Annotated in this window: 21 protein-coding genes; 8 read left to right on the forward strand and 13 right to left on the reverse strand. The window is 71.3% G+C overall.

Features of this window, described 5'->3' with window-relative positions; genetic code table 11:
* Window positions 1–73 precede the first annotated feature (73 nt).
* Window positions 74–1,540, forward strand: coding sequence for an MFS transporter (locus tag HD557_RS20695; RefSeq protein ID WP_196875278.1), 1,467 nt, complete (start codon window positions 74–76; stop codon window positions 1,538–1,540).
* Window positions 1,541–1,607: 67 nt separating this feature from the next.
* Here the strand turns inward: HD557_RS20695 and HD557_RS20700 are convergent, their stop codons facing one another.
* The 4 genes from HD557_RS20700 to HD557_RS20715 all read right to left on the reverse strand — a co-directional run bounded on the left by HD557_RS20700 (window position 1,608) and on the right by HD557_RS20715 (window position 4,173).
* Window positions 1,608–2,036, reverse strand: coding sequence for a MazG nucleotide pyrophosphohydrolase domain-containing protein (locus tag HD557_RS20700; RefSeq protein WP_231380388.1), 429 nt, complete (start codon window positions 2,034–2,036; stop codon window positions 1,608–1,610).
* Complete coding sequence (locus tag HD557_RS20705; protein ID WP_196875280.1) at window positions 2,033–2,614, reverse strand: NUDIX hydrolase family protein; 582 nt, start codon at window positions 2,612–2,614, stop codon at window positions 2,033–2,035. Before HD557_RS20705 ends, HD557_RS20700 begins: the two co-directional genes overlap by 4 nt.
* Window positions 2,615–2,674: 60 nt before the next feature.
* Window positions 2,675–3,067 carry a nitroreductase/quinone reductase family protein gene (locus HD557_RS20710; protein ID WP_196875281.1) on the reverse strand — a complete coding sequence of 131 codons (393 nt, stop codon included), beginning with the start codon at window positions 3,065–3,067 and terminating at the stop codon, window positions 2,675–2,677.
* A 71-nt stretch (window positions 3,068–3,138) separates the two neighbouring features.
* Window positions 3,139–4,173, reverse strand: a complete 1,035-nt coding sequence (locus HD557_RS20715) for an alpha/beta fold hydrolase (protein WP_196875282.1) — start codon at window positions 4,171–4,173, stop codon at window positions 3,139–3,141.
* 44 nt (window positions 4,174–4,217) lie between these two features.
* On the opposite strand from HD557_RS20715, the gene HD557_RS20720 reads away from it, so the two are divergent.
* Window positions 4,218–4,595 carry a hypothetical protein gene (locus tag HD557_RS20720; protein ID WP_196875283.1) on the forward strand — a complete coding sequence of 126 codons (378 nt, stop codon included), beginning with the start codon at window positions 4,218–4,220 and terminating at the stop codon, window positions 4,593–4,595.
* A 4-nt stretch (window positions 4,596–4,599) separates the two neighbouring features.
* Here HD557_RS20720 and HD557_RS20725 read toward each other — a convergent pair whose 3' ends face one another.
* Genes HD557_RS20725 through mfd form a run of 3 tightly spaced genes read right to left on the reverse strand, consistent with a single transcriptional unit; the run spans window position 4,600 to window position 9,266 of the window.
* Window positions 4,600–5,052, reverse strand: coding sequence for a hypothetical protein (locus tag HD557_RS20725; protein WP_196875284.1), 453 nt, complete (start codon window positions 5,050–5,052; stop codon window positions 4,600–4,602).
* Window positions 5,012–5,629, reverse strand: coding sequence for an ArsR family transcriptional regulator (locus HD557_RS20730; protein WP_196875285.1), 618 nt, complete (start codon window positions 5,627–5,629; stop codon window positions 5,012–5,014). Before HD557_RS20730 ends, HD557_RS20725 begins: the two co-directional genes overlap by 41 nt.
* A gap of 40 nt (window positions 5,630–5,669) precedes the next feature.
* Window positions 5,670–9,266, reverse strand: a complete 3,597-nt coding sequence (mfd, locus tag HD557_RS20735; protein WP_196875286.1) for a transcription-repair coupling factor — start codon at window positions 9,264–9,266, stop codon at window positions 5,670–5,672.
* 106 nt (window positions 9,267–9,372) lie between these two features.
* Here mfd and HD557_RS20740 point away from each other — a divergent pair, with 106 nt between their 5' ends.
* Window positions 9,373–10,383 (forward strand): aldo/keto reductase, encoded by a 1,011-nt coding sequence (locus tag HD557_RS20740; RefSeq protein ID WP_196875287.1) that lies wholly within the window; start codon window positions 9,373–9,375, stop codon window positions 10,381–10,383.
* Here the strand turns inward: HD557_RS20740 and HD557_RS20745 are convergent.
* Entirely contained in the window at window positions 10,340–10,783 is a 444-nt protein-coding gene (locus HD557_RS20745) for a MerR family transcriptional regulator (RefSeq protein WP_008363632.1), read from the reverse strand. The genes HD557_RS20740 and HD557_RS20745 overlap by 44 nt on opposite strands.
* A gap of 43 nt (window positions 10,784–10,826) precedes the next feature.
* The gene (locus HD557_RS20750; RefSeq protein WP_196875288.1) at window positions 10,827–11,582 is read right to left on the reverse strand and encodes an SDR family NAD(P)-dependent oxidoreductase; all 756 of its coding nucleotides are present in this window, start codon (window positions 11,580–11,582) and stop codon (window positions 10,827–10,829) included.
* 61 nt (window positions 11,583–11,643) lie between these two features.
* On the opposite strand from HD557_RS20750, the gene HD557_RS20755 reads away from it, so the two are divergent.
* Both HD557_RS20755 and HD557_RS20760 read left to right on the forward strand, forming a co-directional pair.
* Window positions 11,644–12,243 (forward strand): TetR/AcrR family transcriptional regulator, encoded by a 600-nt coding sequence (locus HD557_RS20755; protein WP_196875289.1) that lies wholly within the window; start codon window positions 11,644–11,646, stop codon window positions 12,241–12,243.
* 8 nt (window positions 12,244–12,251) lie between these two features.
* Window positions 12,252–13,133 (forward strand): M15 family metallopeptidase, encoded by an 882-nt coding sequence (locus tag HD557_RS20760; RefSeq protein WP_196875290.1) that lies wholly within the window; start codon window positions 12,252–12,254, stop codon window positions 13,131–13,133.
* A gap of 190 nt (window positions 13,134–13,323) precedes the next feature.
* On the opposite strand, the gene HD557_RS20765 is transcribed toward HD557_RS20760, so the two are convergent.
* Both HD557_RS20765 and HD557_RS20770 read right to left on the reverse strand, forming a co-directional pair.
* Window positions 13,324–14,106 (reverse strand): siderophore-interacting protein, encoded by a 783-nt coding sequence (locus HD557_RS20765; RefSeq protein WP_196875291.1) that lies wholly within the window; start codon window positions 14,104–14,106, stop codon window positions 13,324–13,326.
* A gap of 50 nt (window positions 14,107–14,156) precedes the next feature.
* Window positions 14,157–14,879, reverse strand: a complete 723-nt coding sequence (locus HD557_RS20770; protein ID WP_196875292.1) for an arsenate-mycothiol transferase ArsC — start codon at window positions 14,877–14,879, stop codon at window positions 14,157–14,159.
* 304 nt (window positions 14,880–15,183) lie between these two features.
* Here HD557_RS20770 and HD557_RS20775 point away from each other — a divergent pair, with 304 nt between their 5' ends.
* Genes HD557_RS20775 through HD557_RS20785 form a run of 3 tightly spaced genes read left to right on the forward strand, consistent with a single transcriptional unit; the run spans window position 15,184 to window position 19,008 of the window.
* Complete coding sequence (locus tag HD557_RS20775; protein ID WP_196875293.1) at window positions 15,184–16,605, forward strand: polysaccharide biosynthesis tyrosine autokinase; 1,422 nt, start codon at window positions 15,184–15,186, stop codon at window positions 16,603–16,605.
* Window positions 16,606–16,607: 2 nt separating this feature from the next.
* A complete protein-coding gene (locus HD557_RS20780) occupies window positions 16,608–17,987 on the forward strand; it encodes an O-antigen ligase family protein (RefSeq protein WP_196875294.1) in 1,380 nt (459 codons plus the stop codon).
* Window positions 17,980–19,008, forward strand: a complete 1,029-nt coding sequence (locus tag HD557_RS20785; protein ID WP_196875295.1) for an acyltransferase family protein — start codon at window positions 17,980–17,982, stop codon at window positions 19,006–19,008. The genes HD557_RS20780 and HD557_RS20785 overlap by 8 nt, the downstream gene beginning before the upstream one ends.
* Here the strand turns inward: HD557_RS20785 and HD557_RS20790 are convergent.
* Together HD557_RS20790 and HD557_RS20795 are read right to left on the reverse strand one after the other, a co-directional pair.
* Window positions 19,005–19,907: a glycosyltransferase family 2 protein gene (locus tag HD557_RS20790; RefSeq protein WP_196875296.1), complete on the reverse strand. Its 903-nt coding sequence runs from the start codon at window positions 19,905–19,907 to the stop codon at window positions 19,005–19,007. The two genes, HD557_RS20785 and HD557_RS20790, sit on opposite strands and share 4 nt — an antisense overlap.
* On the reverse strand, window positions 19,904–21,532 hold the full coding sequence (locus HD557_RS20795; protein ID WP_196875297.1) for a delta-60 repeat domain-containing protein: 1,629 nt from the start codon (window positions 21,530–21,532) through the stop codon (window positions 19,904–19,906). The genes HD557_RS20790 and HD557_RS20795 overlap by 4 nt, the downstream gene beginning before the upstream one ends.
* Window positions 21,533–21,554: the final 22 nt, after the last annotated feature.

A 21,554-nucleotide genomic window follows, 5' to 3' on the forward strand; every position in this document is an offset into this window, starting at 1 on the left:
TCGCGAGCGAGTGGTTTCCGTCACGGACGAAGTGGCCCATGGAACACAGTTAGCCAAGCTAAACTTTACTTCGATGCCTTCGACCCACAGCCCCCGCCTCACGTTCGCGATCGTCGCCATCGGCGTCTGCTCCTACTCCCTGCTGCAGTCGGTCTCGGTGCCGACCATGCCGCTGATCCAGACCGAGCTGGAGACCGACCAGGCGACCGGGTCCTGGATCCTGACCGCCTTCCTGCTCTCCGCCTCGGTGGCGACCCCGATCATCGGCCGGATGGGCGACTCCTTCGGCAAGCGCAGGATGTACGTGTGGAGCCTGGCCGCCCTCACCGCCGGCGCTCTCCTCGCCGCTGCGGCGCCGAGCATCGAGGTGATGATCGGCGCGCGGGTCCTGCAGGGGCTCGGCGGCGGCACCCTGCCGCTGGCCTTCGCGATCCTGCGCGACGAGCTGCCCAAGGAACGCGTCGCCGGTGCGATCGCGGTGACCTCCTCGCTGCTCTCGATGGGGTTCGCTGCCGGGATCGTGCTGGCGGGACCGGTCGCCGAGACGCTCGGCTTCCGGGCGCTCTTCCTGCTGCCCGCGCTGGTCGCGGCCGCCGCCGCGGTCGGCACGCTGTTGATGGTGCCCGAGTCGCCGGTGATCACCCGTGAGTCGATCCCGCTGACCCCGGCCGTGCTCCTCGCCGGCTGGCTGGTCGCGCTCCTCCTCGGGGTCAGCCAGGCGCCCTCGTGGGGCTGGACCGCGCCCGCCACCATCGGCCTGCTCGGCGCCGCCGTCGTGCTCCTGGCGGCCTGGATCCGGGTCGAGTGGACCGTACGCCAGCCGCTGGTCGACCTGCGTCTGATGGGCCGTCGCGGGGTCTGGACCGCCAACCTGGTCGCCCTGCTGATCGGCATCGCGATGTACGCCTCCTTCGGCTTCATCCCGCAGCTGACCCAGACGCCGTCGTCAGCCGGCTACGGGTTCGGCGCCTCGGTCACCGTCGCCGGCTACCTGATGCTCCCGACGGCCGTCACCTCGTTCCTGTGCGGACTGGTCAGCGCCCGGCTCGCCGACCTCATCGGGATGCGCCGCATCCTGGTCATCGGCGGCCTGCTCACCGCGGTCTCCCTCGCCATGGTCGCCTTCGTCCATGACGAGCCGTGGCAGATGTGCGTCGCCGCAGGACTCTCGGGCTTCGGCACCGGCCTGGTCTTCGCGAACCTCGCCAACGCGGTCGTGGCCGCGGTGCCACCCGAGCACACCGGCGTCGCCACCGGGATGAACGCCAACATCCGCACCGTCGGCGGCACCATCGGGTCCGCGGTGATGACCTCCGTGGTCACCGCCCACACCCTGCCGTCGGGCTATCCGACCGAGCAGGGGTACGTCAACGGCTTCGGCTTCCTCGCCGTCGTCGCGCTCGGCGCGGCGCTCGCGGCCATGCTCATTCCCCTGGCACCGCGAAGGGTCGCCCCCGCCGGCCGAGAGGTCGCGTACGCGGGCCGAGACGTCGCTCCGGTCGGGCGAGAGGGCACCGAGATGCCCTGTCGGCCGACGTAGGTGACGCCTCGGCCGACGGGGGTGACGCCTCGGCCGACGGGGGTGACGCCTCGGCCGACGGGGGCGCCTACTCGGCGGGGCGGGCGCGCTCGGCGGCCTTGGCCGCCGACCAGAGCTGCTCGACCTCTTCGAGGGTGTAGCGGCGACCCGACTCGGCCTCGGGGCCGAAGACGTGGGGGTTGCGGCGCTTCATCTTCTCGGTGAGGCCGGCGATGACGTCGTCCATGGTGAACTCGCCGGCCTCCTCGGCGATGGCGGCGTGGAAGTAGACCTGGAGCAGCAGGTCACCGAGCTCCTCCTTGAGGTGCTCGGGGTCCTCCTCGGAGATGGCCTCGAGGACCTCGTCGGACTCCTCGCGCAGGTACTGCGCCAACGACGCGTGGGTCTGCGACGACTTCCACACGCACCGCTCACGCATCAGCCGCATCAGGTCGAGGAACTCGACGAGCCCCTCCCCCGATGCGTACGTCCTGCCCTCGGCGTCGGCTGAGCTCAATCCAGCGCCCCGAACGCACTCAGGCACTGCCGCAGCAGGGCGCCGCGGCCACCCTCCATGTCGCCGACGACCTCGTCGGAGGCCGCCTCGGCGGGCGTCATCCAGGACAGCTCCAGGGCGTCCTGGCGCGGCTCGCACTCGCCGGTGACGGGGATGACGTAGACCAGCGAGACCGCGTGCTGGCGCGGGTCCTGGTAGCGCTCCCCGGGCCACGGGAAGTATTCGGCGACCGTCACCGGCACCGTGGTCAGCGGCAGGGTCGGGAACGCGACGGGTCCGAGGTCCTTCTCCAGGTTGCGCATCAGCGCGTCGCGGATCCGCTCGCCGTGCAGCACACGTCCCGAGACCAGCGACCGGGTGATCGTCCCGGTCGTGGGCGACCCGCGCAGCAGCAGCCCGACCTCGGTGACGCGGCCGTCGGGGTCGACACGAACGGGGACCGCCTCCACGTAGAGGATGGGCACCCGCCCGCGGGTCTCGCCCAGCTCCTCCTCGGAGAGCCATCCCGGCTCGGTGTCCCACTCGTTGCCGAAGGGCTCCTCAGGGAAGGACTGCTCGCCGAACGCCTCCATGGTCATGCGTCGATCCTGCCAGACACAGGCGTACGCCACGGAGCAACGGCGCCGGAGTGTGGACTGTCACCGACGCAGAGCCAGGAAGCTGTCGGCCTTGAACACCTTCTCGACCATCCACCACGAGAAGCCGTCGTAGTAGGGACGCGCCTCCTCGCGGCCGAGGATCCGCGGCTCGGTGGCGGCGTGGTCGCGTCCTTTCCAGGTGATCGTGCACTCGCCGGCCGCCAGCACGTTGCGGACCCAGTTGGTGCCCGGGCCCCACGGCAGCGTGATCACGAACTCGTCCTCGGTGTGCAGCAGGGCGACCGGGAGGCTCAGCGCTCGTCCGGTCTTGCGGCCGCGGTGGTGCACCACGGCCCAGAGCGGGAACAGGCGGCGCCCGGCCAGGGTCCGCACCATCGGGGCGGTCGCCTTCGCCATCCGCCAGGAGTCGTTGCTCGGGGTGATCGTCGTCATGGCTCCACTGTCCCGGGATACCCGGGGTCACCGCTTCCCGGAAGGTGCGCAGCGCAACTGACGGGTTCCCGTCAGTCGGCCCCGTTGCGGATGGCCCAGGCGGTGGCCTCGGCCCGGCTGCGTACGCCGAGCTTGCGGTAGAGGTTGGCCGCATGCCGCTCGACGGTGTGCTCGGTGATGCCGAGGTCGCGGGCGACCGAGGCGTTCGTACGTCCCGTGGCGATCAGCCTCAGCACGTCCTGCTCGCGCGTGGTCAGTGCCGACAGGCCCGGCCCGGGCGCCCCGCGGTGCACCTCGCCGGCCAGGAACCAGCGGCTCACCATCGCGAGGTCGCGGGCTCCGCCCTCGACGAAGAGCGTGGGGGTGCTGCCCTCGAGCTCGACCAGCCGTCCGTCGCGGACGCCGTCGGCCAGGCTCCGGGACACCTCGACCGGGATCTGGCTCGCGGCCTGGCGGTGCAGCACCAGCGTGGGCGCCACGACCCGGTCGAGCAGGTCGCTGACGTCGAGGCGGGCCGCCTCCGCGAACCAGTCGCGGGCGACCGCCGGGGTCGTGGCGGTGCGGAACGCCTCGGCCACCCGGCCGGCGTTCTCGCCCGAGCCCCAGCCGAGCCAGGCGGTCGCGGCGGCATCGGCGAAGAGGTCCCAGTCCTGCTCGACCAGCGACAGCAGCGCCTGCGTCTGCGCCGGGCTCATCGCGTCGCGCATCCGTGCCGCCCCGCCGAAGAGGAGCATCCGGTCGACTCGCTGCGGGTTGGTGGCGGCGTACGCCACCGCGGTCGCGACCGCGTGGTAGTAGCCGAGCAGGTTGACCCGGTCGGCGCCGACCGCCTCGATGACCGCCTCCAGGTCACGGATGTGTGCCTCGAGCCCGAGGTCGCCGGCCCGGCGGTCGGAGGAGCCGGTGCCGCGGCCGTCGTAGAGCACGAGGGTCAGGTCCTGGCTCAGCCGCTCGTAGGCCATCCGCAGCGCCGGCACCCGCCACTGCGCCCTGATGTTGCTGAGCGAGGGCATCCAGATCGTCACCGGCCCGCTGCCCACTGTCTGATAGGCGATCGCGATGTCGTCGCTGGTCTGCGCGTAGCGCACCTCTGGCTCGCCGGTCACGCCGCCCATTCTTGCGCCTGGGACGCATGAGTAGCGTCGGTGCCATGAACCGAGTGCTCCTGATCGGGCTGGCGCCCGAGGCAGTCGACCTCTCCGACGCACCGATCGACCTGGCCACGTTGAAGGAGCGGATCGCCGTCGGCAACGCGCAGGTCGCCGACGCCGGCTACGACGCGCTCCCCTGCGAGATCGGCACCGATGTCTCCACCGCGTCCGCGCAGGTGCGCGCGGCGCTCGAGCAGCATGCCTGGGACATCGTCATGATCGGCGGCGGGATCCGGGCGATCCCGGCCCACACCGAGCTCTTCGAGGCGATCGTCAACCTGGTTCACGAGCTCGCGCCCGAGGCCCGCTTCGCCTTCAACGCCGGCCCCGACACCACCCTCGAGGCGCTGCGCCGGGTCGCAGACGGCAGGGGCTGACGGCTCAGACCGCGAGCCGTTCCACGGCGGCGTCGTAGAGCGTCTGTGCGGCCTCGGCGGCCGCGTCGGCGGCGGCGACGGTGACCGGCTTGCCGAGGTAGTTGTTGGCGTTGCGGTCCAGGCGCATCACGTCGTAGTGGATGGCTGCGTCCCGCGGGGGCGGGGTGTCGAAGACGGCGGCGAGGAACCGGCCGACCTTGACGTGGCCACCGGCACCGTACGTCGTCTTGTAGCCGTAGGCAGCGAGCATGGCCTCGCCGACGTCGTGGGCCGCCTTGTAGGCGAGGTTGTAGCGGTTCTCGGTCCGGGTGACGTTGGGTACGTCGGCAAGGGCCGACTCCGCGCCGCCGAGGAAGGCGCGGGCCTTCTTCTCGTCGGGTCGCACCGCGCGCAGGGCGCCGGAGCGTACGAGTGCGTCAACCGTCTTCTGCTGCGCCGGCGTCAGCGGCAGGGCCATCCGGTCCTCCTCCGTAGATCTCGATCACCGGGCTGGCCCGGACCTCCTCGAGGAACCCGGTCTGCTCCTCGGCCTCCTCGGGACTCATGATCGTCGGGTTGACGATCCGCCCGACGCTGTCGGAGACCTCCCGGCAGACCTCGTAGACCGCTCGTACGTCGGGCGTGCCGATCACCATCAGGTCGATGTCGTTGGGCGGCGGGCCCGGCTCCCCCTTCGCCCGGGCCGCGAACGACCCGAAGATGAAGGCGCGCTCGATCCCGTCGAGACCCTCGAGGGCCTCCCGGAGCAGCACGGCCGGGCCGGTCACGGTCAGCAGGATCTCCCGCGTCGGCGCGAGCAGCGGGCTCTGCTCGTTGCCCTTCACCAGCCGCGTCCGCCCCACCCGGCGGTCGGCGAGGAGGCCGGCGTCGAGCAGCCGGGCGACCTCGCGGTGCACCGTCGGATAGGGCAGGCCGACGCGCTCGGCGAGGTCGGTCATGCTCAGCTCCTCCCCCGGGAGCAACAGCTCCGAGAGCAGCAGCGCCTGCGCCTCCGACCGGAACAGAGGCGCGAGCACCGGAGCCTGACTTCTCACAAAATGGATAATAACCTCCATTTTGTGGATATGTAACCCCCTACGTGAGCGGGTCGATGATCGCGTCGATGACGACCCGGGCCCAGTCGAGGAGGTCGGGACCGTCGAGGGGCTTGGCCGGGAAGCCGGAGGAGACCGGGCGCGGCACCATGATCGTCTCCAGCTGCGGCTTGACCAGCGACTTCGGGTACATCCGGTTGAGCCGGACGACCCGGGAGTCGGGCAGCGTGACCGGGTGGAAGCGTACGTTCTTGCCGGCCAGGGTGACCTCGGAGACGCCGGCCTGGCGGGCGCGGGCGCGGAAGCGGGCGACCTGGAGGAGCGAGGAGACCTCCGTGGGCGGCTTGCCGTAACGGTCGAGGAGCTCGGCGGCGACCGACTCGACGTCCTCGTCGGAGCGCACCTCGGCGAGGCGCTTGTAGATCTCCAGCCGGAGCCGCTCGGAGGGGATGTAGTCGTGCGGGAGATGCGCATCGACCGGGAGCTCGATCCTCACCTCGTTGAGCTCCTCGGCGGCACCGTCGGGGCCGGCCTTGAACTCGGCGACGGCCTCGCCGACCAGGCGTACGTAGAGGTCGAAGCCGACGTCGGCGATGTGGCCGGACTGCTCGCCGCCGAGCAGGTTGCCGGCACCACGGATCTCGAGGTCCTTCATCGCGATCGCCATGCCGCCACCGAGGTCGGAGTGCTGCGCCAGGGTGGCGAGGCGCTCGTGGGCGGTCTCGGTGAGCGGCTTCTCGCCGGGGTAGAGGAAGTAGGCGTAGGCACGCTCGCGGGAACGTCCGACGCGGCCACGCAGCTGGTGGAGCTGGCTCAGACCGAGGGTGTCGGCGCGCTCGATGATCATCGTGTTGGCGTTGGAGACGTCCAGGCCGGACTCGACCAGCGTGGTGCACACGAGTACGTCGAACTCCTTCTCCCAGAAGTCGACCATCACCTGCTCGAGCTGCTTCTCGTTCATCTGGCCGTGGGCGACCGCGACCCGCGCCTCGGGCACCAGCTCGCGGATCCGGGCGGCGGCCTTCTCGATCGAGTTGACCCGGTTGTGGATGTAGAAGACCTGACCCTCGCGGAGCAGCTCACGACGCACCGCGGCGACGATCTGACGGTCCTCGTAGGCACCGACGTACGTCAGGACCGGGTGTCGCTCCTCGGGCGGCGTGGTGATCGTGGACATCTCCCGGATGCCGGTGATCGACATCTCCAGGGTGCGCGGGATCGGGGTCGCGGACATCGACAGGAAGTCGACGCTCGTGCGGAGGCGCTTCATGGCCTCCTTGTGCTCGACGCCGAAGCGCTGCTCCTCGTCGATGATGATGAGGCCGAGATCCTTGAAACGTACGTCCTTGTTGAGCAGCCGGTGGGTGCCGACGACGATGTCGATGGTGCCGTCGGTGAGGCCGGCCATGACCTCGGCCGCCTCCTTGTCGGTCTGGAAGCGGGACAGCCCGCGCACGTTGACCGGGAAGCCCGACATCCGCTCCATGAAGGTCGACAGGTGCTGGGAGACCAGCAGCGTCGTCGGCACCAGCACGGCGACCTGCTTGCCGTCCTGGACCGCCTTGAACGCGGCCCGCACCGCGATCTCGGTCTTGCCGTAGCCGACGTCACCGCAGACCAGCCGGTCCATCGGCACCGGCCGCATCATGTCCTGCTTGACCTCGTCGATCACGGCGAGCTGGTCGGCGGTCTCCTGGAAGGGGAAGGCGTCCTCGAGCTCGCGCTGCCAGGGGTTGTCGGGACCGTACTGGAAGCCCTTGGTGGCCTGCCGGGCGGCGTAGAGCTTGATCAGCTCGGCGGCGATCTCGCGGACCGCCTTGCGCGCGCGGGCCTTCCGCTTCTGCCAGTCGGCGCCGCCGAGCCGGTCGAGGCTGGGCTGCTCACCACCGACGTAGCGAGTCACCTGGTCGAGGGCGTCGGCCGGGACGTAGAGGCGGTCGGGCGGCGCACCGCGCTTGGAGGCCCCGTACTCCAGGACGAGGTATTCGCGGGTCGCGCCCTGCACCTCGCGCTGCTTCATCTCGATGAACTGGCCGACGCCGTGCTGCTCATGGACGACGTAGTCGCCGGGCTTGAGCTCGAGCGGGTCGATCTGCTTCTTGCGCCGCGCGGGCATCTTCACCATGTCGCGCGTCGACGACTTCTGCCCGGAGATGTCCTCCCCGGTGAGCACCACCAGCTGGTTGGCCTCGTCGAAGAAGCCGTGGGTGAGGCGGGCGTGGATCACGGTGACGGTCTTGTGGACCGGCTTGGCGGTCTCCTCATCACCTTCTGCCAGGCGAGCCGGGACGTCACGCTCCCCCAGCGCCTCGACCGTACGCTGCGCCGTGCCGTGGGCGGGCTGGACGACGACCACGCGGCAGCCGTCGTCGCGCCACCGCTCGATGTCCGCCATCGCCGCGGCGGTGTCGCCCCGGTAGGCCTTCGCGGGCTGCCAGTCGATCTTGCGGACCGGTACGCCGACGACATCGGGATCGGCGAGATCGGACTCACCGTCGTCGAGACCGAACGGGCTGACCGACCACCACGGCTTGCCCTGCGCGATGGCGTGGGCACGTACGTCGGCGAGGTCGCGGTAGGAGGCGGCGGAGAGGTCGATCGGGGCGACTCCGCCGCTGGCCGCGGCGGCCCAGGAGGCACCGAGGAACTCCTCGGCGGTGGCGACCAGGTCGTGGGCCCGGCTGCGGATCCGCTCGGGGTCGAGGAGCAGCACGTGGCTGTCCTCGGGGATCAGGTCGATCAGCAGCTCCATGTCGTCGACGAGGGCGGGTGCGAGCGACTCCATGCCCTCGACCGCGATCCCGGCAGCGATCTTGTCGGTGAGCTCGATCAGCGTGGGGTGGTCCTCGCCGAGCTTTCGCGCCCGGTCGCGGACCTCCGGGGTCAGCAGGAGCTCACGGCACGGCGGCGCCCACAGGCGCTCGGTGGCCCCACCGTGCTCCTCGGGGATGGCACGCTGGTCGGCGACCGCGAAGTGGCGGATCGAGTCGACCTCGTCGCCCCAGAACTCGACGCGGACCGGGTGCTCCTCGGTCGGTGGGAAGACGTCCACGATGCCGCCTCGGACGGCGAACTCGCCACGCTTCTCGACCAGGTCGACGCGGGAGTAGGCGGCGTCGGCGAGCTTCACGACGACGTCGTCCAGGCTCACCTCCTGGCCCTTGATCAACTCCACCGGCTCGAGGTCGCCGAGGCCCTTGACCTGCGGCTGGAGCACGCTGCGGACCGGTGCTACGACGACCTTCAGCGGCCCGTGGGCGCCGTCGGCATCAGGGTGGCGGAGGCGACGGAGCACGGCGAGCCGGCGCCCGACCGTGTCGCTGCGCGGGGAGAGCCGCTCGTGGGGCAGCGTCTCCCAGCTCGGGTAGTAGGCGACCGAGTCGGGCGGGAGCAGGTCGGTGAGGTCGCTGACCAGATCCTCGGCCTCACGCGAGGTCGCGGTGACGGCGAGGACGGTGCGCTCCTGGCGTACGAGACCGGTGACCACGAAGGGGCGCAGCGCCTCCGGGCCGGTGACGTCGAGCGCCAGCATCCGGCCGCCCTTGGCCTCCGCCATCACCTCGCTCAGGGCGGCATCGCGCAGGACGAGATCGGCGAGCGGGGCGAGGATCACGGGTGACTCCAAAGTGATGGGCATGCACGAGAGCCCCCGGCCGGAGAGAACAGGGGGTGCGGCACCAGTCTAGGAGACGACCGTAAAGACGTTTGACTTCGAGCGCGCGCGAAGCCGGAGCGTGGAAGACATGCGATACACGACCATCGGATCAGGCGCCGGATCCCGGCGCGTCAGCAAGCTCGCGCTCGGTGTGATGCGGTTCGGCACCGACACGGACATCGAAACCTCGTACGCGATCCTGGACCGCTTCGTCGAGGCCGGCGGCACCTTCGTCGACACCTCGAACAACTACGCCTACTGGGCCAACGGCACCCAGGGAGGCGAGAGCGAGACCGTGCTCGGGCAGTGGCGCCGCGACCGCGGCGTCGGCGACGCGCTCGTCATCGGCACCAAGGTCGGCGCGCGCCCGACGGACGTCGTCGAGCGGGTCGAGAACGGCTGGGAGAACCAGCGCGACCGCCGCTGGGAGGGCTTGGCCCCGGAGAACGTACGTGAGCAGGCCGACCGCTCCCGCGAGCGTCTCGGTGTCGAGCGGCTCGACCTCTACTACGCGCACGTGCCGGACATGAACGGCGTGCCGCTGGAGGAGTACGCCGCCGGCTTCGCGGCCCTGGTGAAGGACGGTGTGATCGGCCAGTTCGGGCTGAGCAACCACTGGTCCTGGCAGGTCGAGCGGGCGCGGGCCGTGAACCCGGAGGCCGCGCGGCCGAGCGTGCTGCAGTATCACCACACCTACCTGCGGATGCGCACCGACATCCCCGACCGGCGGCTCTCGGTCGACGGCGAGATCGGCGTGGCCGACGCCTCGCTGCTGGCCTACCTGCGGGCGACACCTGGACTCACGCTGGTGGCCTACACACCGCTGCTCAGCGGCGCCTACACGAACCCGTCGAAGCCGCTCGACCCCGCCTACGACCACCCGGGCACGACCGCCCGGCTGGCGGTGCTCGACGAGGTCGCCGCCGAGACCGGCGCGACCCGCAACCAGGTCGTGCTGGCCTGGATGCTCGGCGACGCGCTCCCGGTCATCCCGCTGGTCGGGGCGTCGTCGGTGGCCCAGCTCGACGAGAGCCTGGCGGCGATGGATCTGGAGCTCAGCGAGGAGCAGCGGGCTCGCCTCGACGCTGCTGGGCGATGAGCTCGGCGTCGGGGTCCGTCTCGCCCACGGCCGCCGCGTAGTAGGCGACCTTGAACTCGATCGCGTCCAGATGGGCGGCCGTCTCCTCCAGCTGCGCGCGCACCCGGTCGCGGTGTGCGCGCAGCAGGGCAAGGCGCGCCTCCTCGTTGCCGCCACCGTCGCGGACCATCTCGGCATAGCGACGGATCTCCCGGATCGGCATCCCGGTCGAGCGCAGCCGGGTGATCAGCGTGATCCAGCCGAGATCGTCCTCGGTGTAGGCGCGGTGGCCCGAGCCGTTGCGGCCGACGCCGAGCATCAGCCCGTCGCGCTCGTAGTAGCGCAGGGTGTGGGCGGTCAGGCCGGTCCGCTCGGCCACCTCGGCGATGCTGAGTCCGTTGCTGTGCACCTGCGACGTCATGACTCCAGTGTCCTGGTTGGAGTGCACTCGAAGTCAAGAAGATTCAGAGGGCCGAGCCGCCGGTCACGTCGAGCGTCTCCCCGGTGACCCAGCGCGCCCGGGGCGAGGCCAGGAACCCGACGGCGTCGGCGACGTCCTCCGCCGTGCCGATCCGGCCGAACACCGACAGCGCCTCGGCCTGCGCCCGCGGCCCGGGCAGGTTGATCCAGTCGGCGTTGATGTCGGTCTCGATCACACCGGGAAGCACCGCGTTGACGGTCACGCCGCGTGCGGCGAGCGGCGCAGCCAGGGAGCGGGTGAGGTTGTTGATGCCCGCCTTGGAGGCGGCGTACGTCAGGTGGGTCGGCGCCGCCACCCGGGTGTATCCCGTCGACACGTTGATGACCCGGCCTCCGTCGCGCAGCCGCGGCGCGAGCGCCTGGGTGAGGAACATCGGTGCCATCAGGTTGACCTCGAGCACACGGCGAGCGGTGTCCGGGTCGAGCTCGTGGAGCTCCTGGTTGCCGTTGATGCCGGCGTTGTTGACCAGGATGTCGAAGCCGTCCTCCTCGGCGAGCGCCGCCTCGGCCCAGGCCGCCGCGACGTCCGCGGCCGCCTGCGCGCCGTCCTTCCCGAGGTCTGCCTCGATCAGGACCGCCCGCGCCCCGGCGGACTCGACCAGCCTCGCGGTCTCCTCGGCGGCCGCCCGGTTCGAGCCGTAGTGGATGCCCAGCAGGCCGACGCCGTCGGCGGCGAGACGTACGGCGATGGCGCGGCCGATGCCGCGTGAGGCTCCGGTGACGAGAGCGTTGCGGGTCATCTCGTGCTCATTTCTGTAGTAGTCGCTAAATAACTCGGTACGGGATAATGTAGGGATCACTATGGAAATGCGCAAGGCCTCCCGCGGACGACCGCGCTCCTTCGACGAGGACGCGGTGCTCGATGCCGCGATGCGGGCGTTCTGGGAGCACGGCTACGAAGGCACGAGCGTCGCGACGCTCGAGGCCGCGACCGGCTTGAAGGCGCCGAGCCTCTACGGGGCGTTCGGCTCCAAGGAGGCGCTCTACCAGTCGGCACTCGAGCGCTACGCGCGCGAGCACGGCGCGGTGCTGCGGCCCGACGGACCCGTCCGCGAAGCGGTCGCGGAGTTCCTGCTCGACGCGGCCGACCGGTTCAGCGAGGGCGGGCTGCCGGCGGGCTGCATGATCTCCACGGCCGCGCTCGGGGTCGGCGCCGCTCAGCGCGGGGTCGCCACCCGCCCGGCCAGGATGCGGGCGCAGACGCTCGCCGGGATCGAGCAGCGGCTGCGGCGCGCGGTCGACGAGGGTGAGCTGCCCACGGAGACCGACGCCGGCGCTCTCGCCCGCCTGGTCGGCGCCGTGATCCAGGGCATGTCGGTGCAGGCGATCGACGGCGCGTCCCGCGCCGATCTGCGTGCCCTCGCCACGGTCGCGATGAACGTCTGGCCCACAGCGGGTTGAATGGAGCGGTGAGAACCCGCACGTACCCCGCCGCGCTGGCGGCCCTCGCGCTCGTGCTCGCCGCCTGTGGCGTGGCTTCCGAGGCCGGGCCCGCGCCGAGCCCGACGGTGGACGCATCGAGATCGGTGTCGGCGGAGCCGTCGCCCAGCGACGTACCGTCGTCTTCTCCGGTTGTCCCGAAGCCGGGGTCGGTGCCGCCGCCGTGGCTCGGCACGCGGGTGCTGAAGGAGGACGCGCAGGGCTATGGGATCGCCCGGCCGACGCCGCCGGAGCTGCGTCACCGGGCGTGGACGCTGCCGGACGTCGTGCCGATGCTGCCCGGCGACGGGTTCGCCGCCGAGGTCGACGTCGCCCCCGACGACGTGATCGAGCGCTCGACCTGGGTGCCGGGATGCCCGGTCTCACGCCAGCAGCTGGCGTGGGTGCGGATGACGTTCTGGGGCTTCGACGGGGCCCGCCACACCGGGGAGATGCTGATCAACGCCCGGGTCGCCGAGGACGTCGTCGGGGTCTTCCGGCGTCTGTACGAGGCGCGCTTCCCGATCGAGCAGATGGACATCGCCACGAAGGCCGCCCTGGACGCGCCACCGACCGGCGACGGCAACGGCACCGGCGGCTTCGTCTGCCGCCCGTCGGTGGGCCAGACCTCGTTCTCCCAGCACGCCTACGGCCTGGCGATCGACATCAACACCTTCCAGAACCCGTACGTCAAGGGCGACCGCGTCATCCCCGAGCTCGCCCGCTGGTACCTGAACCGGTCCCGGAAGGCGCCCGGGATGATCCACGCCGACGACGTGGTCGTCAGGGCGTTCGCCGACATCGGCTGGGAGTGGGGCGGCGACTGGAACTCGCTGAAGGACTACCAGCACTTCTCCGAGAACGGCACCTGAGACCCCGCCGACTCGGCGCAACTGTCCCAACATCAACGGCCGACCCGGCACGTCTGCCCCGCAATTCAACGCCGAGTCGGCGCAACTGTCCCAGCGGCCGGTGGGACAGACGCGCCGACTCGACCCTCTATGACGGGACAGACGCGCCGGGTCGACCGCTTTCGGCGGGGCAGATGCGCCGAGTCGGCGGTCAGACGGACTCGGCCGCGGCGAGCTCACGCTTCCACTCGCGGAAGGTCTCCTCGGTGCGGCCGCGGCGCCAGTAGCCGGAGATGGAGAGGTCGGCCTTCGGGACGCCGCGCTCCTTGAGGAGGTAGGGGCGGATGCCGTGCATGGTGACCGCGGCCTCGCCGTGGACGAAGGCGTGGACCCGGCCCTCGAGCCAGGGCAGCTCGCGGATCGCGGTGACAAGGGGCTGCTCGTGGCCCTCGGCGTCCTCGGCGGCGTGGTGGGCGTGGCCGCCGGTGACCAGCCAGGTCACCTCGACGCCGTCGGGGTGGTCGAGGGGCTGCTCGTGGCCGGTGGCGGGGACGTCGATGACCGCGTAGCCGCGGGCGTCGGCCGGCAGCGCGGCCAGGGCCGCACGGATGGCGGGCAGGGCGGTCTCGTCACCGGCGAGCAGGTGCCAGTCGGCCTCCGGGGCGGGCGCGTAGGCGCCACCTGGGCCGAGAGCCGTGAGGGTGTCGCCGGGCTGGGCCGCGGCGGCCCAGGGACCGGCGTAGCCCTCGGTGCCGTGGACGACGAAGTCGATGTCGAGGGTGCCGTCCTCGACCGAGGGGTTGAGCGCGGTGTAGGTGCGCAGCACCGGGCCGTCCGCCTGCGGGAAGACCAGCTTCACGTAGCGGTCGGTGAACACGCTCGACGAGAAGGCACCGAGGTCCTCGGAACGGAAGCTCACCCGGATCATCGTCGGACTCAGCCGCTCGGTGGCGGTGACGACGAGGACGGTCTCGGGCTTCGCGGGACGGTTCATGTAGGCAACCCTAACTTGCTATCCAATCAGCCACGGTGAACCAGCCGCGGTCAGCCCACCGACCGGTTGGACTGCGTGGAGTGCGTCGGCTGGATCGGCCGGGGCTGGGTGGTCTCGACCGGCTCGGCGGGCGCCGGGATGACCGGGGCGGGGCGCTGGGGCTTGCTGACCAGCGAGAGGCTCGGCTCGAGCACCCGCAACAGCGTCTCGACGTGGCCGCGCGCCTCGGTCACCAGCCGCCGGGCCTCCCGCGGCGACCGCTTCCGCAGGTCGACGAGGTCGTCGTCGGCCGGACGGCGGACCCGCCGACGGGCCCTCTGCAGCGGCGCGAGCTGTACCAGCGTACGCAGCCGGGTGGCCGCGTCCGCGTCCGAACCGGCGGGCCCGCCCAGGGCGGTGCGGCCCAGCAGGTCGCCGAGCGCGGCGATCTCGACGAGCGTGAAGGTGCGCTTGACCGCCGACGGCACGAGTCGGGCGACCTCGCTGCGGTGGGAGCGCTCGGCGGTGATGATCAGGTCGGCGCTCTCGATGTCGTCGACGTCGAGCGGGTAGGCCTGGTGCCGGCTCAGCCGGGTGCCGGCGAGAGCCACCTCGGAGGCGATCATCGGGTCCATCTCGTAGCCCTCGAGCGCCTCGCTGCCCGCCGAGATCACGTTGATGCCGTGGCGCGCGAGCCCGCCGATCTGGCCGACACCCTCGCGGAGCATCGCCTCGATCGCCGGCGATCGTCGCACGTTCCCGGTGCAGACGACCAGGATCGTCGGGGTGTCCATGCCTGCCTACCTTCGAGTCGTCTGACGATTCTGGAGCGTGGAACCGCACGTCCACGCGGCCATCCCCCGAACGTGACGAACAGACATTACGCAGTCGGCGTACGGCCCCCGAAACCGACGGGGGATCAATCCCCCATTTGGGGGAACGGGCCGGACACTCGGCCCTGTCATCCCCAGAATCGGGTGAGGATGTGCGATGGCCCCGCGGACCTGCCCTGACGGCGCCACCCATTGCCTCGGGCTCCGCTTCGGCGGATGAGCCGCGGACGAGCAGCCTGGCAAAGACATCGGACGGAGTGACCTGTTGGACCTGCGCGACTATGTCGCTGCCCTGCGCAAGCGCTGGTACATCGTCGCTGTGCTCGCGATCATCGGTGCCGGCGTGGCGTTCGCCCAGGCGCACGCGAGCCCGCCGCAGTACCGGGCGCAGAGCACCGTCTTCGTCTCGATCGCCCGCGGCGCGACCACCCAGGAGCTGGTCCAGGGCTCGACCTTCACCCAGGACATCGTCCAGTCCTACGCCAAGCTGGCCACGATGCCGGTGGTGCTCGACCAGGTCATCTACGACCTCGACCTCGACACCACGCCCAAGGCGCTGGCCGAGCAGATCACCGCGGAGAACCCGCTCGACACCGTGATCATCGAGATCGACGCGGTGGCGACCACCAGCACCGGTGCCTCCGACCTCGCCAACTCGGTCGCCGACGAGCTCACCACCACGATCACCAACCTCTCCCCCAGCTCCAACAAGAAGGCCGCGGTCGAGGTGACTGTGGTCGCCCGCGCCGACCCGCCGGAGGAGGCGTTCGCGCCGCGTACGCGGCTGGCCGCCCTGGTCGGGTTCACGGCCGGCTTCGGGCTCGGCGTCGCGATCGCCGTGGTCCGCGCGCTCCTCGACACCCGGGTCCGGACCGCGGCCGAGATCGAGCAGCTCACCGACGTCGGGCTTCTCGGGGCGATCCCCCGGCGCCGGGGCCAGCGGCGCTCGCGCGGCGCGGTGACCGCCATCGACCCGCACAACGTCGCCGCCGAGGCCTACCGGCGGCTGCAGACCAACCTGCAGTACCTCGACGCCTCCTCGCCGGTCCGATCGATCGTCGTGACCTCCTCGATCGGCGGTGAGGGCAAGTCGACGACGTCGATCAACCTGGCGCTGGCGATCGCGGAGCAGGGCCAGCGTGTGCTGCTCGTCGATGCCGACATGCGCCGCCCGGCGGTCGCCGACTACTGCGGTCTGGAGGGTGCGGCCGGGCTGACCACGGTGCTGATCGGCAAGGCCGAGCTCGACGAGGTCGTCCAGGTCTGGGGCGACGCCAACCTGCACGTGCTCACCATGGGCGAGATCCCGCCCAACCCCGCGCAGCTCATCGGCTCGCCGCGGATGGCCGACCTGCTGGAGGAGGCGCGCGCGAGCTACGACGTGGTCATCCTCGACTCCCCGCCGCTGCTCCCGGTCGCCGACGGCGCGATCCTGTCCCGCCTGACCGACGGTGCCCTGGTCGTCGCCAACTGCCGCACCATCCACCGTCCCCAGGTCCTGGAGGCCATCGACAGCCTCGAGAACGTCGACGCCCGCTGCCTCGGCATCGTCGCCAACCAGGTTCGCGACACCGCGGCGCACACCTACTACGGACAGCCCGAGCAGGGCTGGCTCGCCCGCCTCCTCTCCGGTTTCGTACGTCCCCGGGAACCGCGCCAGCAGGGCTACCCCGCCGCCGGGAGCTGAGCATGGCCGTCGCGACGGCGGTCCGGGTCCGCACCGGGCGCAGCGGGCGCACCGGGCGCACCCAGGTCGCCGAGCGCACCGGCTGGGAGGTGCTGACCGCTCTCCTGGCCGGGGCCGCGGCGTTCCTGGCCGGCACCGACTTCGACCTCGTCCGTGGCCTCACCGTGGGCGGACTGATGGGCGCGGCCCTGGCGCCGGTCTGGATCCGGGAGGCGGGCCGCTATCGCGGGGCGGCGCTGGGCGGCGTACTGCTGCTTGCCTGCTTCGTCTCCGCGCTGGCGCTCACCACCTGGCGCTCGGCGACGCATCCGCCGACCGAGGCGGGTGTGCTGTTCGAGCTGTTCCCGGTCGTCTCGGCCGTGATGTGCGTCGGGGCGCTGCTGTGGGGTCAGCGCGTGCTCTCACCGGGGATCGTGGTGTGCCTCTACGCGCTCGGCTCGTTCATGACCGCGCCGCTGGGGTCCAGGTTCGCCGAGGAGCCGTGGCGGTTCGGGTTCGCGATGCCGTCGACGATGTTGCTCCTGGGGGCCTGCCTGCTCATCCGGCGGCGTCCCCGCAAGCGGCTCCTCGCCGACATCACCGCCCTCGGGGCGCTCACCGCGGTCACGGCGCTGTCCGGGGCCCGGTCGATGAGCGCGTTCCTGATCATGACCGCCGTGCTGCTGCTGTGGCAGCACCGGCCCAGGACCGCGAAGCGCACCACCTCCGCGCTGCTCTCGCTGGTGCTGGTGGGCGCGCTGGGCTTCGGGCTCTACCGGGCGCTCGAGGGTGCGGCGCTGGACGGCTACCTCGGCCAGTCGGCGCAGGAACGCACCCAGGAGCAGACCCAGGCCGCCGGATCCCTCATCCTCGGTGGCCGGCCCGAGATCGGCGCCACGGTCGCGCTGATGCTGCACGAACCACTCGGCTACGGCGCCGGCACCATGGCCACGCCGACCGACATGCAGGCCGCGAAGCAGGGCATGTCCCGGCTGGGCTACGACCCCGACAACGGCTACGTCGAGCACTACATGTTCGGCACCCGGATCGAGGTGCACTCGCTGATCGGCGACCTCTGGGTCTGGTTCGGGCTCGCCGGGCTGGTGCTGTCAGGGTGGCTGCTGTGGCTCGCCACCATCTATCTGGGCCGCAGCATGGCCCACCGCACGGGCACCGCGCTGGGCCTCTTCCTCGCCCTCCAGCTCGGCTGGAACCTCTTCTTCGGCCCGATCATCAGCTCGCTGCCGCCGCTCGCGCTCGCGCTCGGGGTGTTCCTGCTGCAGCGCAAGGAAGCCGATCAGGCCCCGCCGATGCCGCCGCGGCCGCAGCTGCCCCGGCGCCAGGGCGGTCACGGCCAGCGCGCCCGCCGTCGCTATCTCTCCGGAGGTCCGCAACGTGCGTGAGACCTGGATCGACTCCGCGCGCGGCCTGGCGATCGTCCTGGTGGTGCTCTTCCATGCCGTGATCAACCTCGACCTGGTCGGCCTCGCCGGGCCGTGGTCACGGCTGGCCTACACCCTCGACACCTTCCGGATGCCGCTGTTCTTCTTCCTCTCCGGCCTCCTCGCTCCCGCGCTGCTCGCCCGCCCGCTGCGGGAGGTGCTGCGCACCCGCTGCCTGAACCTGATCTACCTCTACCTGCTGTGGTGCCTCCTGCTCGGCGCCTTCCGCGCGCTCCTGCCACACTCACCACCAGGTGGGGTCGCCGCCGTCGCCCGGGTGCTGGTCGAGCCAAACGTCTACCTCTGGTTCCTCTACTCGCTGTGCCTGTTCACGCTCGTGGGATGGCTGACCCGCCGGCTTCCCGCGTGGCTCGTCGTCGGCGCCGCGCTGATCGTCTCGGCGGTCTTCGCCGCCGGGCTGGTCTCCACCGGCGACGTCCCGTGGGACAAGACGTTCCGCTACTGGTTCTTCTTCGTGCTGGCCTCCCGCGCCGCACCCGGGGTGCGCTCGGTCGTCCCGCGGACGCGGCCGGTCCACGTGGTCGGGCTGGGGGTGGCGTACGTGGTGGTGCTGGGGTTCTTCCTCTACGTCGCCGACGACCGGATCATCTTCGTGCGGCCGATGCTGGGCCTGCTCGCGGTGGCCGCCGGCTGCGGGCTCGGGGTGATGATCGCCCGGATCCCGGCTCTCGGCTTCGTACGCCACCTCGGCACCCGCACGCTGCCGATCTACGTCGTCCACGCCTTCCCGATCACCGCCGCCGCGGCCCTGCTCACCGGCCGCGACGTCGACTGGCCGCCGGGGGCCGGACTGGTGGCCGTGCCCCTGCTGACCCTGGTCGCGATCGTGCTCGCGCTGGCTCTCGACCGGCTGATCACCGGCCGCGTCCGGGGCATCTTCGACTTCCCGATCCCACGCTGGACGGCCAAGCGCGATCTGGCGATGCCACCAGCCCCCGCCGGTCGAGGCGGCGAGCGCTAGCGGGCGTACTCGGACACGTGGGAGCCCCAGGCACCGCGGAGCATTCCGAGGCCGCGGAGGAGGGTGCGGGTGCCGCGGGCGTGGTGGGGCTGCGAGCCGGTCAGGCGGCCCAGGAGGAGGCGGGCGGAGCCGCCGAGGACGCGGACGAGGCCGCGAGCGGTGGCTCGCAGCCGGGCGAGCGGGCGGCGACCCGACGGAGCGAGGTGGACCTGCACCCGGGAGTCGGAGTTGCCGATGCGGGAGGCGCGGGCGCGTACCCATTCCCGGGTCGCCCGGTCCGCGGGCACCAGGTCGTGCACCGGGGCCTCGTCGCACCACACGATCCGGCCGCCGGCGGCCGACAGCGTGCGGGTGAAGACGGTGTCGGAGCCACCGGAGAGCCCGAAGCCGAGGTCGAAGCGGAGCCTGCCGACCTGAGTCATGTCGAGTAGGAGGTTGTTGGTCGCCGCGGTGGTGACGACGGTGCCGGTCGGGTGCCGGAGGCGCCGGAAGAAGCCACCCGCCTCGATCCACGGGTCCAGCGGCCCGTCGAAGTGGGAGACCACCGGCCCGACCACGGCCGCGGCGCCGGTCTCCTCCCAGCACGCGAGCAGGGTCGGCAGCCACTTCTCCGAGGGCTGCTCGTCGTCGTCGATGAAGACGACGACCGCCTCGGGGCCGGCCTCGTCCAGCGCCCGGTTGCGGGCCGCGGCGATGCCGGGGGTCGGCTCGTGCACATAGACGACGCGTACGTCCCCCGCGGCTGCCTCCGCCACGGCGGAGGCAGCGCTGGGCTGCTCGTCGTTGTCGATGACGAGCAGCCGCGCGTCAGGGACCAGATCGAGCTGGGTCCGGAGCATGCCGACCGCCTCGGCCAACCCCTCGGGGCGCCGATAGGTGAGCATGCAGACCCAGATCATCTGATCGTGACCGTGACCCAGTCGGAGCGGGAGATGTTGCCGAGCGGGTCCACTGCCTCGATCTTGTACTTCTGCGACGAGCCGCTGGTGCGGCCGGTGTCGGTGAAGGTCATCGCGGTGTGCTTCCAGAACGGGGCCGAGACCTTCACGGTCTTGATCGGCGTGGAGTCGAGCGAGCCACGGTAGAGCTTGTAGGTCACCGCCGCGTTGTCCTTGTCCGGGTTGCCCGGCCACTTCAGCGTGGCCTTGCCTGCGGAGGGCGAGGAGCCGGTCAGCGCCCACTTCGCCCCCTTCAGCGTCGGCCCGACCTTGTTGGGGGCGACATCCTTGACGGCGAACCGCACCAGGCCCTGCTGGGCGACGCCGTTGACCTTCAGGAACTCACCGCCGTACAGCACGTAGCTCGCGTTGGCGGTCACGGTCCAGGTCGACTGCTGGGCGCTGGTGTAGGTGCCGTTGGTCCACTTGGGGTACCACTCCAGGAACTCCGGGCGCGGGGTGCCGGGGTGGTCCGGGTAGCCGTACTTGTCGTCGGCGATGTTGGTGCCGCGTACGTCCTGGGTGATGGCGGTCGAGTGATACCAAGCCCGTGGCTTGGTCTCCGGGAAGCCACCGGAGGTGTCGCAGCCGTGCTTGTGGCTGGCCTGGTAGACCGTCTTGGCGGTCGGCCAGACGGCGTAGGTGTCGCCGTGGCAGTCCTCGAGCCAGGTCAGCTTGCCGGTGGCCCAGTCGGCCTTGAACGAGCCCTCGAGGTTGCCGGAGCCCGCGTAGTTGTAGCCGGTGCCGTAGAAGCTGGTGCCGTCGGACTCGAGCGAGAGGATCGCCGACTCGGTGCCGCCGTTGCGGACCTCGTCGTTGACCGGCAGCGCCAGCGAGCTGCCCGAGGAGACCTCGAGCCGAGCCAGGCCGAAGCCCGGCTTGGAGGAGCCGTTGACGCTGGTGAACGCCCCACCGATCACGATCTTGGTGCCGTCGGAGGAGACCACGATGTCGTTGACGTTGCCACCGGCGACCTTCGGGTTCATCGGCAGCAGGCCGGTGCCGGTGTCGCTGGGCTTGACCGCGGCCACCTTCGTCCGCGCCGTCTTGTCGGCCGAGGTGAACACACCGCCGTAGAAGACCGCGCTGGACGTGGCCGCGACCGCGTTGGTGGTCGAGTTGAAGACCGGCCGGAAGCTCGTCGCCTTGCCGGTCGCGAGGTCGATCGCGGCGGCCCGGTAGCGGTTGACGCCGTCGACCTGGGTGAAGCCGCCGGCGACGTAGAGCAGCTTCTTGTCGGGCGAGAGCGCCATGTCCTTGACCTGGCCGTTGAACGTCGGCGCGAAGGTGGTGATCAGCTTCCCGGTGGAGAGCCGGTAGGCGAGCATGTTGGACCGCGGCGTCTCGCTGGTGCCGGCCGCAGCACCCGCCGGCCGGGCGGAGGTGAAGCTGCCGCCGACGTAGACGATGTCACCGACGATCACCTGCTTCCAGGCGACGCCGTCGATCTGGACGGTGGGAAGTACGTCGGCCGCGACCGTCGTCGGCAGGTCGGTGTCGGTCGGCGCGGTGTCCGCGGAGGCGGAGGTCGTCGCCAGGGTCAGGCTCGTTGCCACGAGCACCAGCACAGCCAGGATCGGCTTCATCACATCTCTCATCGTGGGGGAG

The organism is Nocardioides luteus (genome assembly GCF_015752315.1).
Lineage (GTDB): Bacteria > Actinomycetota > Actinomycetes > Propionibacteriales > Nocardioidaceae > Nocardioides.

Bases quoted from the DNA above. Each gene is read 5' to 3' on its own strand.
- HD557_RS20695 (WP_196875278.1), top strand. From the start codon at position 74: ATGCCTTCGACCCACAGCCCCCGCCTCACGTTCGCGATCGTCGCCATC.
- HD557_RS20705 (WP_196875280.1), bottom strand. From the start codon at position 2,614: ATGACCATGGAGGCGTTCGGCGAGCAGTCCTTCCCTGAGGAGCCCTTC.
- HD557_RS20710 (WP_196875281.1), bottom strand. From the start codon at position 3,067: ATGACGACGATCACCCCGAGCAACGACTCCTGGCGGATGGCGAAGGCG.
- HD557_RS20720 (WP_196875283.1), top strand. From the start codon at position 4,218: ATGAACCGAGTGCTCCTGATCGGGCTGGCGCCCGAGGCAGTCGACCTC.
- HD557_RS20725 (WP_196875284.1), bottom strand. From the start codon at position 5,052: ATGGCCCTGCCGCTGACGCCGGCGCAGCAGAAGACGGTTGACGCACTC.
- mfd (WP_196875286.1), bottom strand. From the start codon at position 9,266: ATGCCCATCACTTTGGAGTCACCCGTGATCCTCGCCCCGCTCGCCGAT.
- HD557_RS20740 (WP_196875287.1), top strand. From the start codon at position 9,373: ATGCGATACACGACCATCGGATCAGGCGCCGGATCCCGGCGCGTCAGC.
- HD557_RS20745 (WP_008363632.1), bottom strand. From the start codon at position 10,783: ATGACGTCGCAGGTGCACAGCAACGGACTCAGCATCGCCGAGGTGGCC.
- HD557_RS20750 (WP_196875288.1), bottom strand. From the start codon at position 11,582: ATGACCCGCAACGCTCTCGTCACCGGAGCCTCACGCGGCATCGGCCGC.
- HD557_RS20755 (WP_196875289.1), top strand. From the start codon at position 11,644: ATGGAAATGCGCAAGGCCTCCCGCGGACGACCGCGCTCCTTCGACGAG.
- HD557_RS20765 (WP_196875291.1), bottom strand. From the start codon at position 14,106: ATGAACCGTCCCGCGAAGCCCGAGACCGTCCTCGTCGTCACCGCCACC.
- HD557_RS20770 (WP_196875292.1), bottom strand. From the start codon at position 14,879: ATGGACACCCCGACGATCCTGGTCGTCTGCACCGGGAACGTGCGACGA.
- HD557_RS20780 (WP_196875294.1), top strand. From the start codon at position 16,608: ATGGCCGTCGCGACGGCGGTCCGGGTCCGCACCGGGCGCAGCGGGCGC.
- HD557_RS20790 (WP_196875296.1), bottom strand. From the start codon at position 19,907: ATGATCTGGGTCTGCATGCTCACCTATCGGCGCCCCGAGGGGTTGGCC.
- HD557_RS20795 (WP_196875297.1), bottom strand. From the start codon at position 21,532: ATGAAGCCGATCCTGGCTGTGCTGGTGCTCGTGGCAACGAGCCTGACC.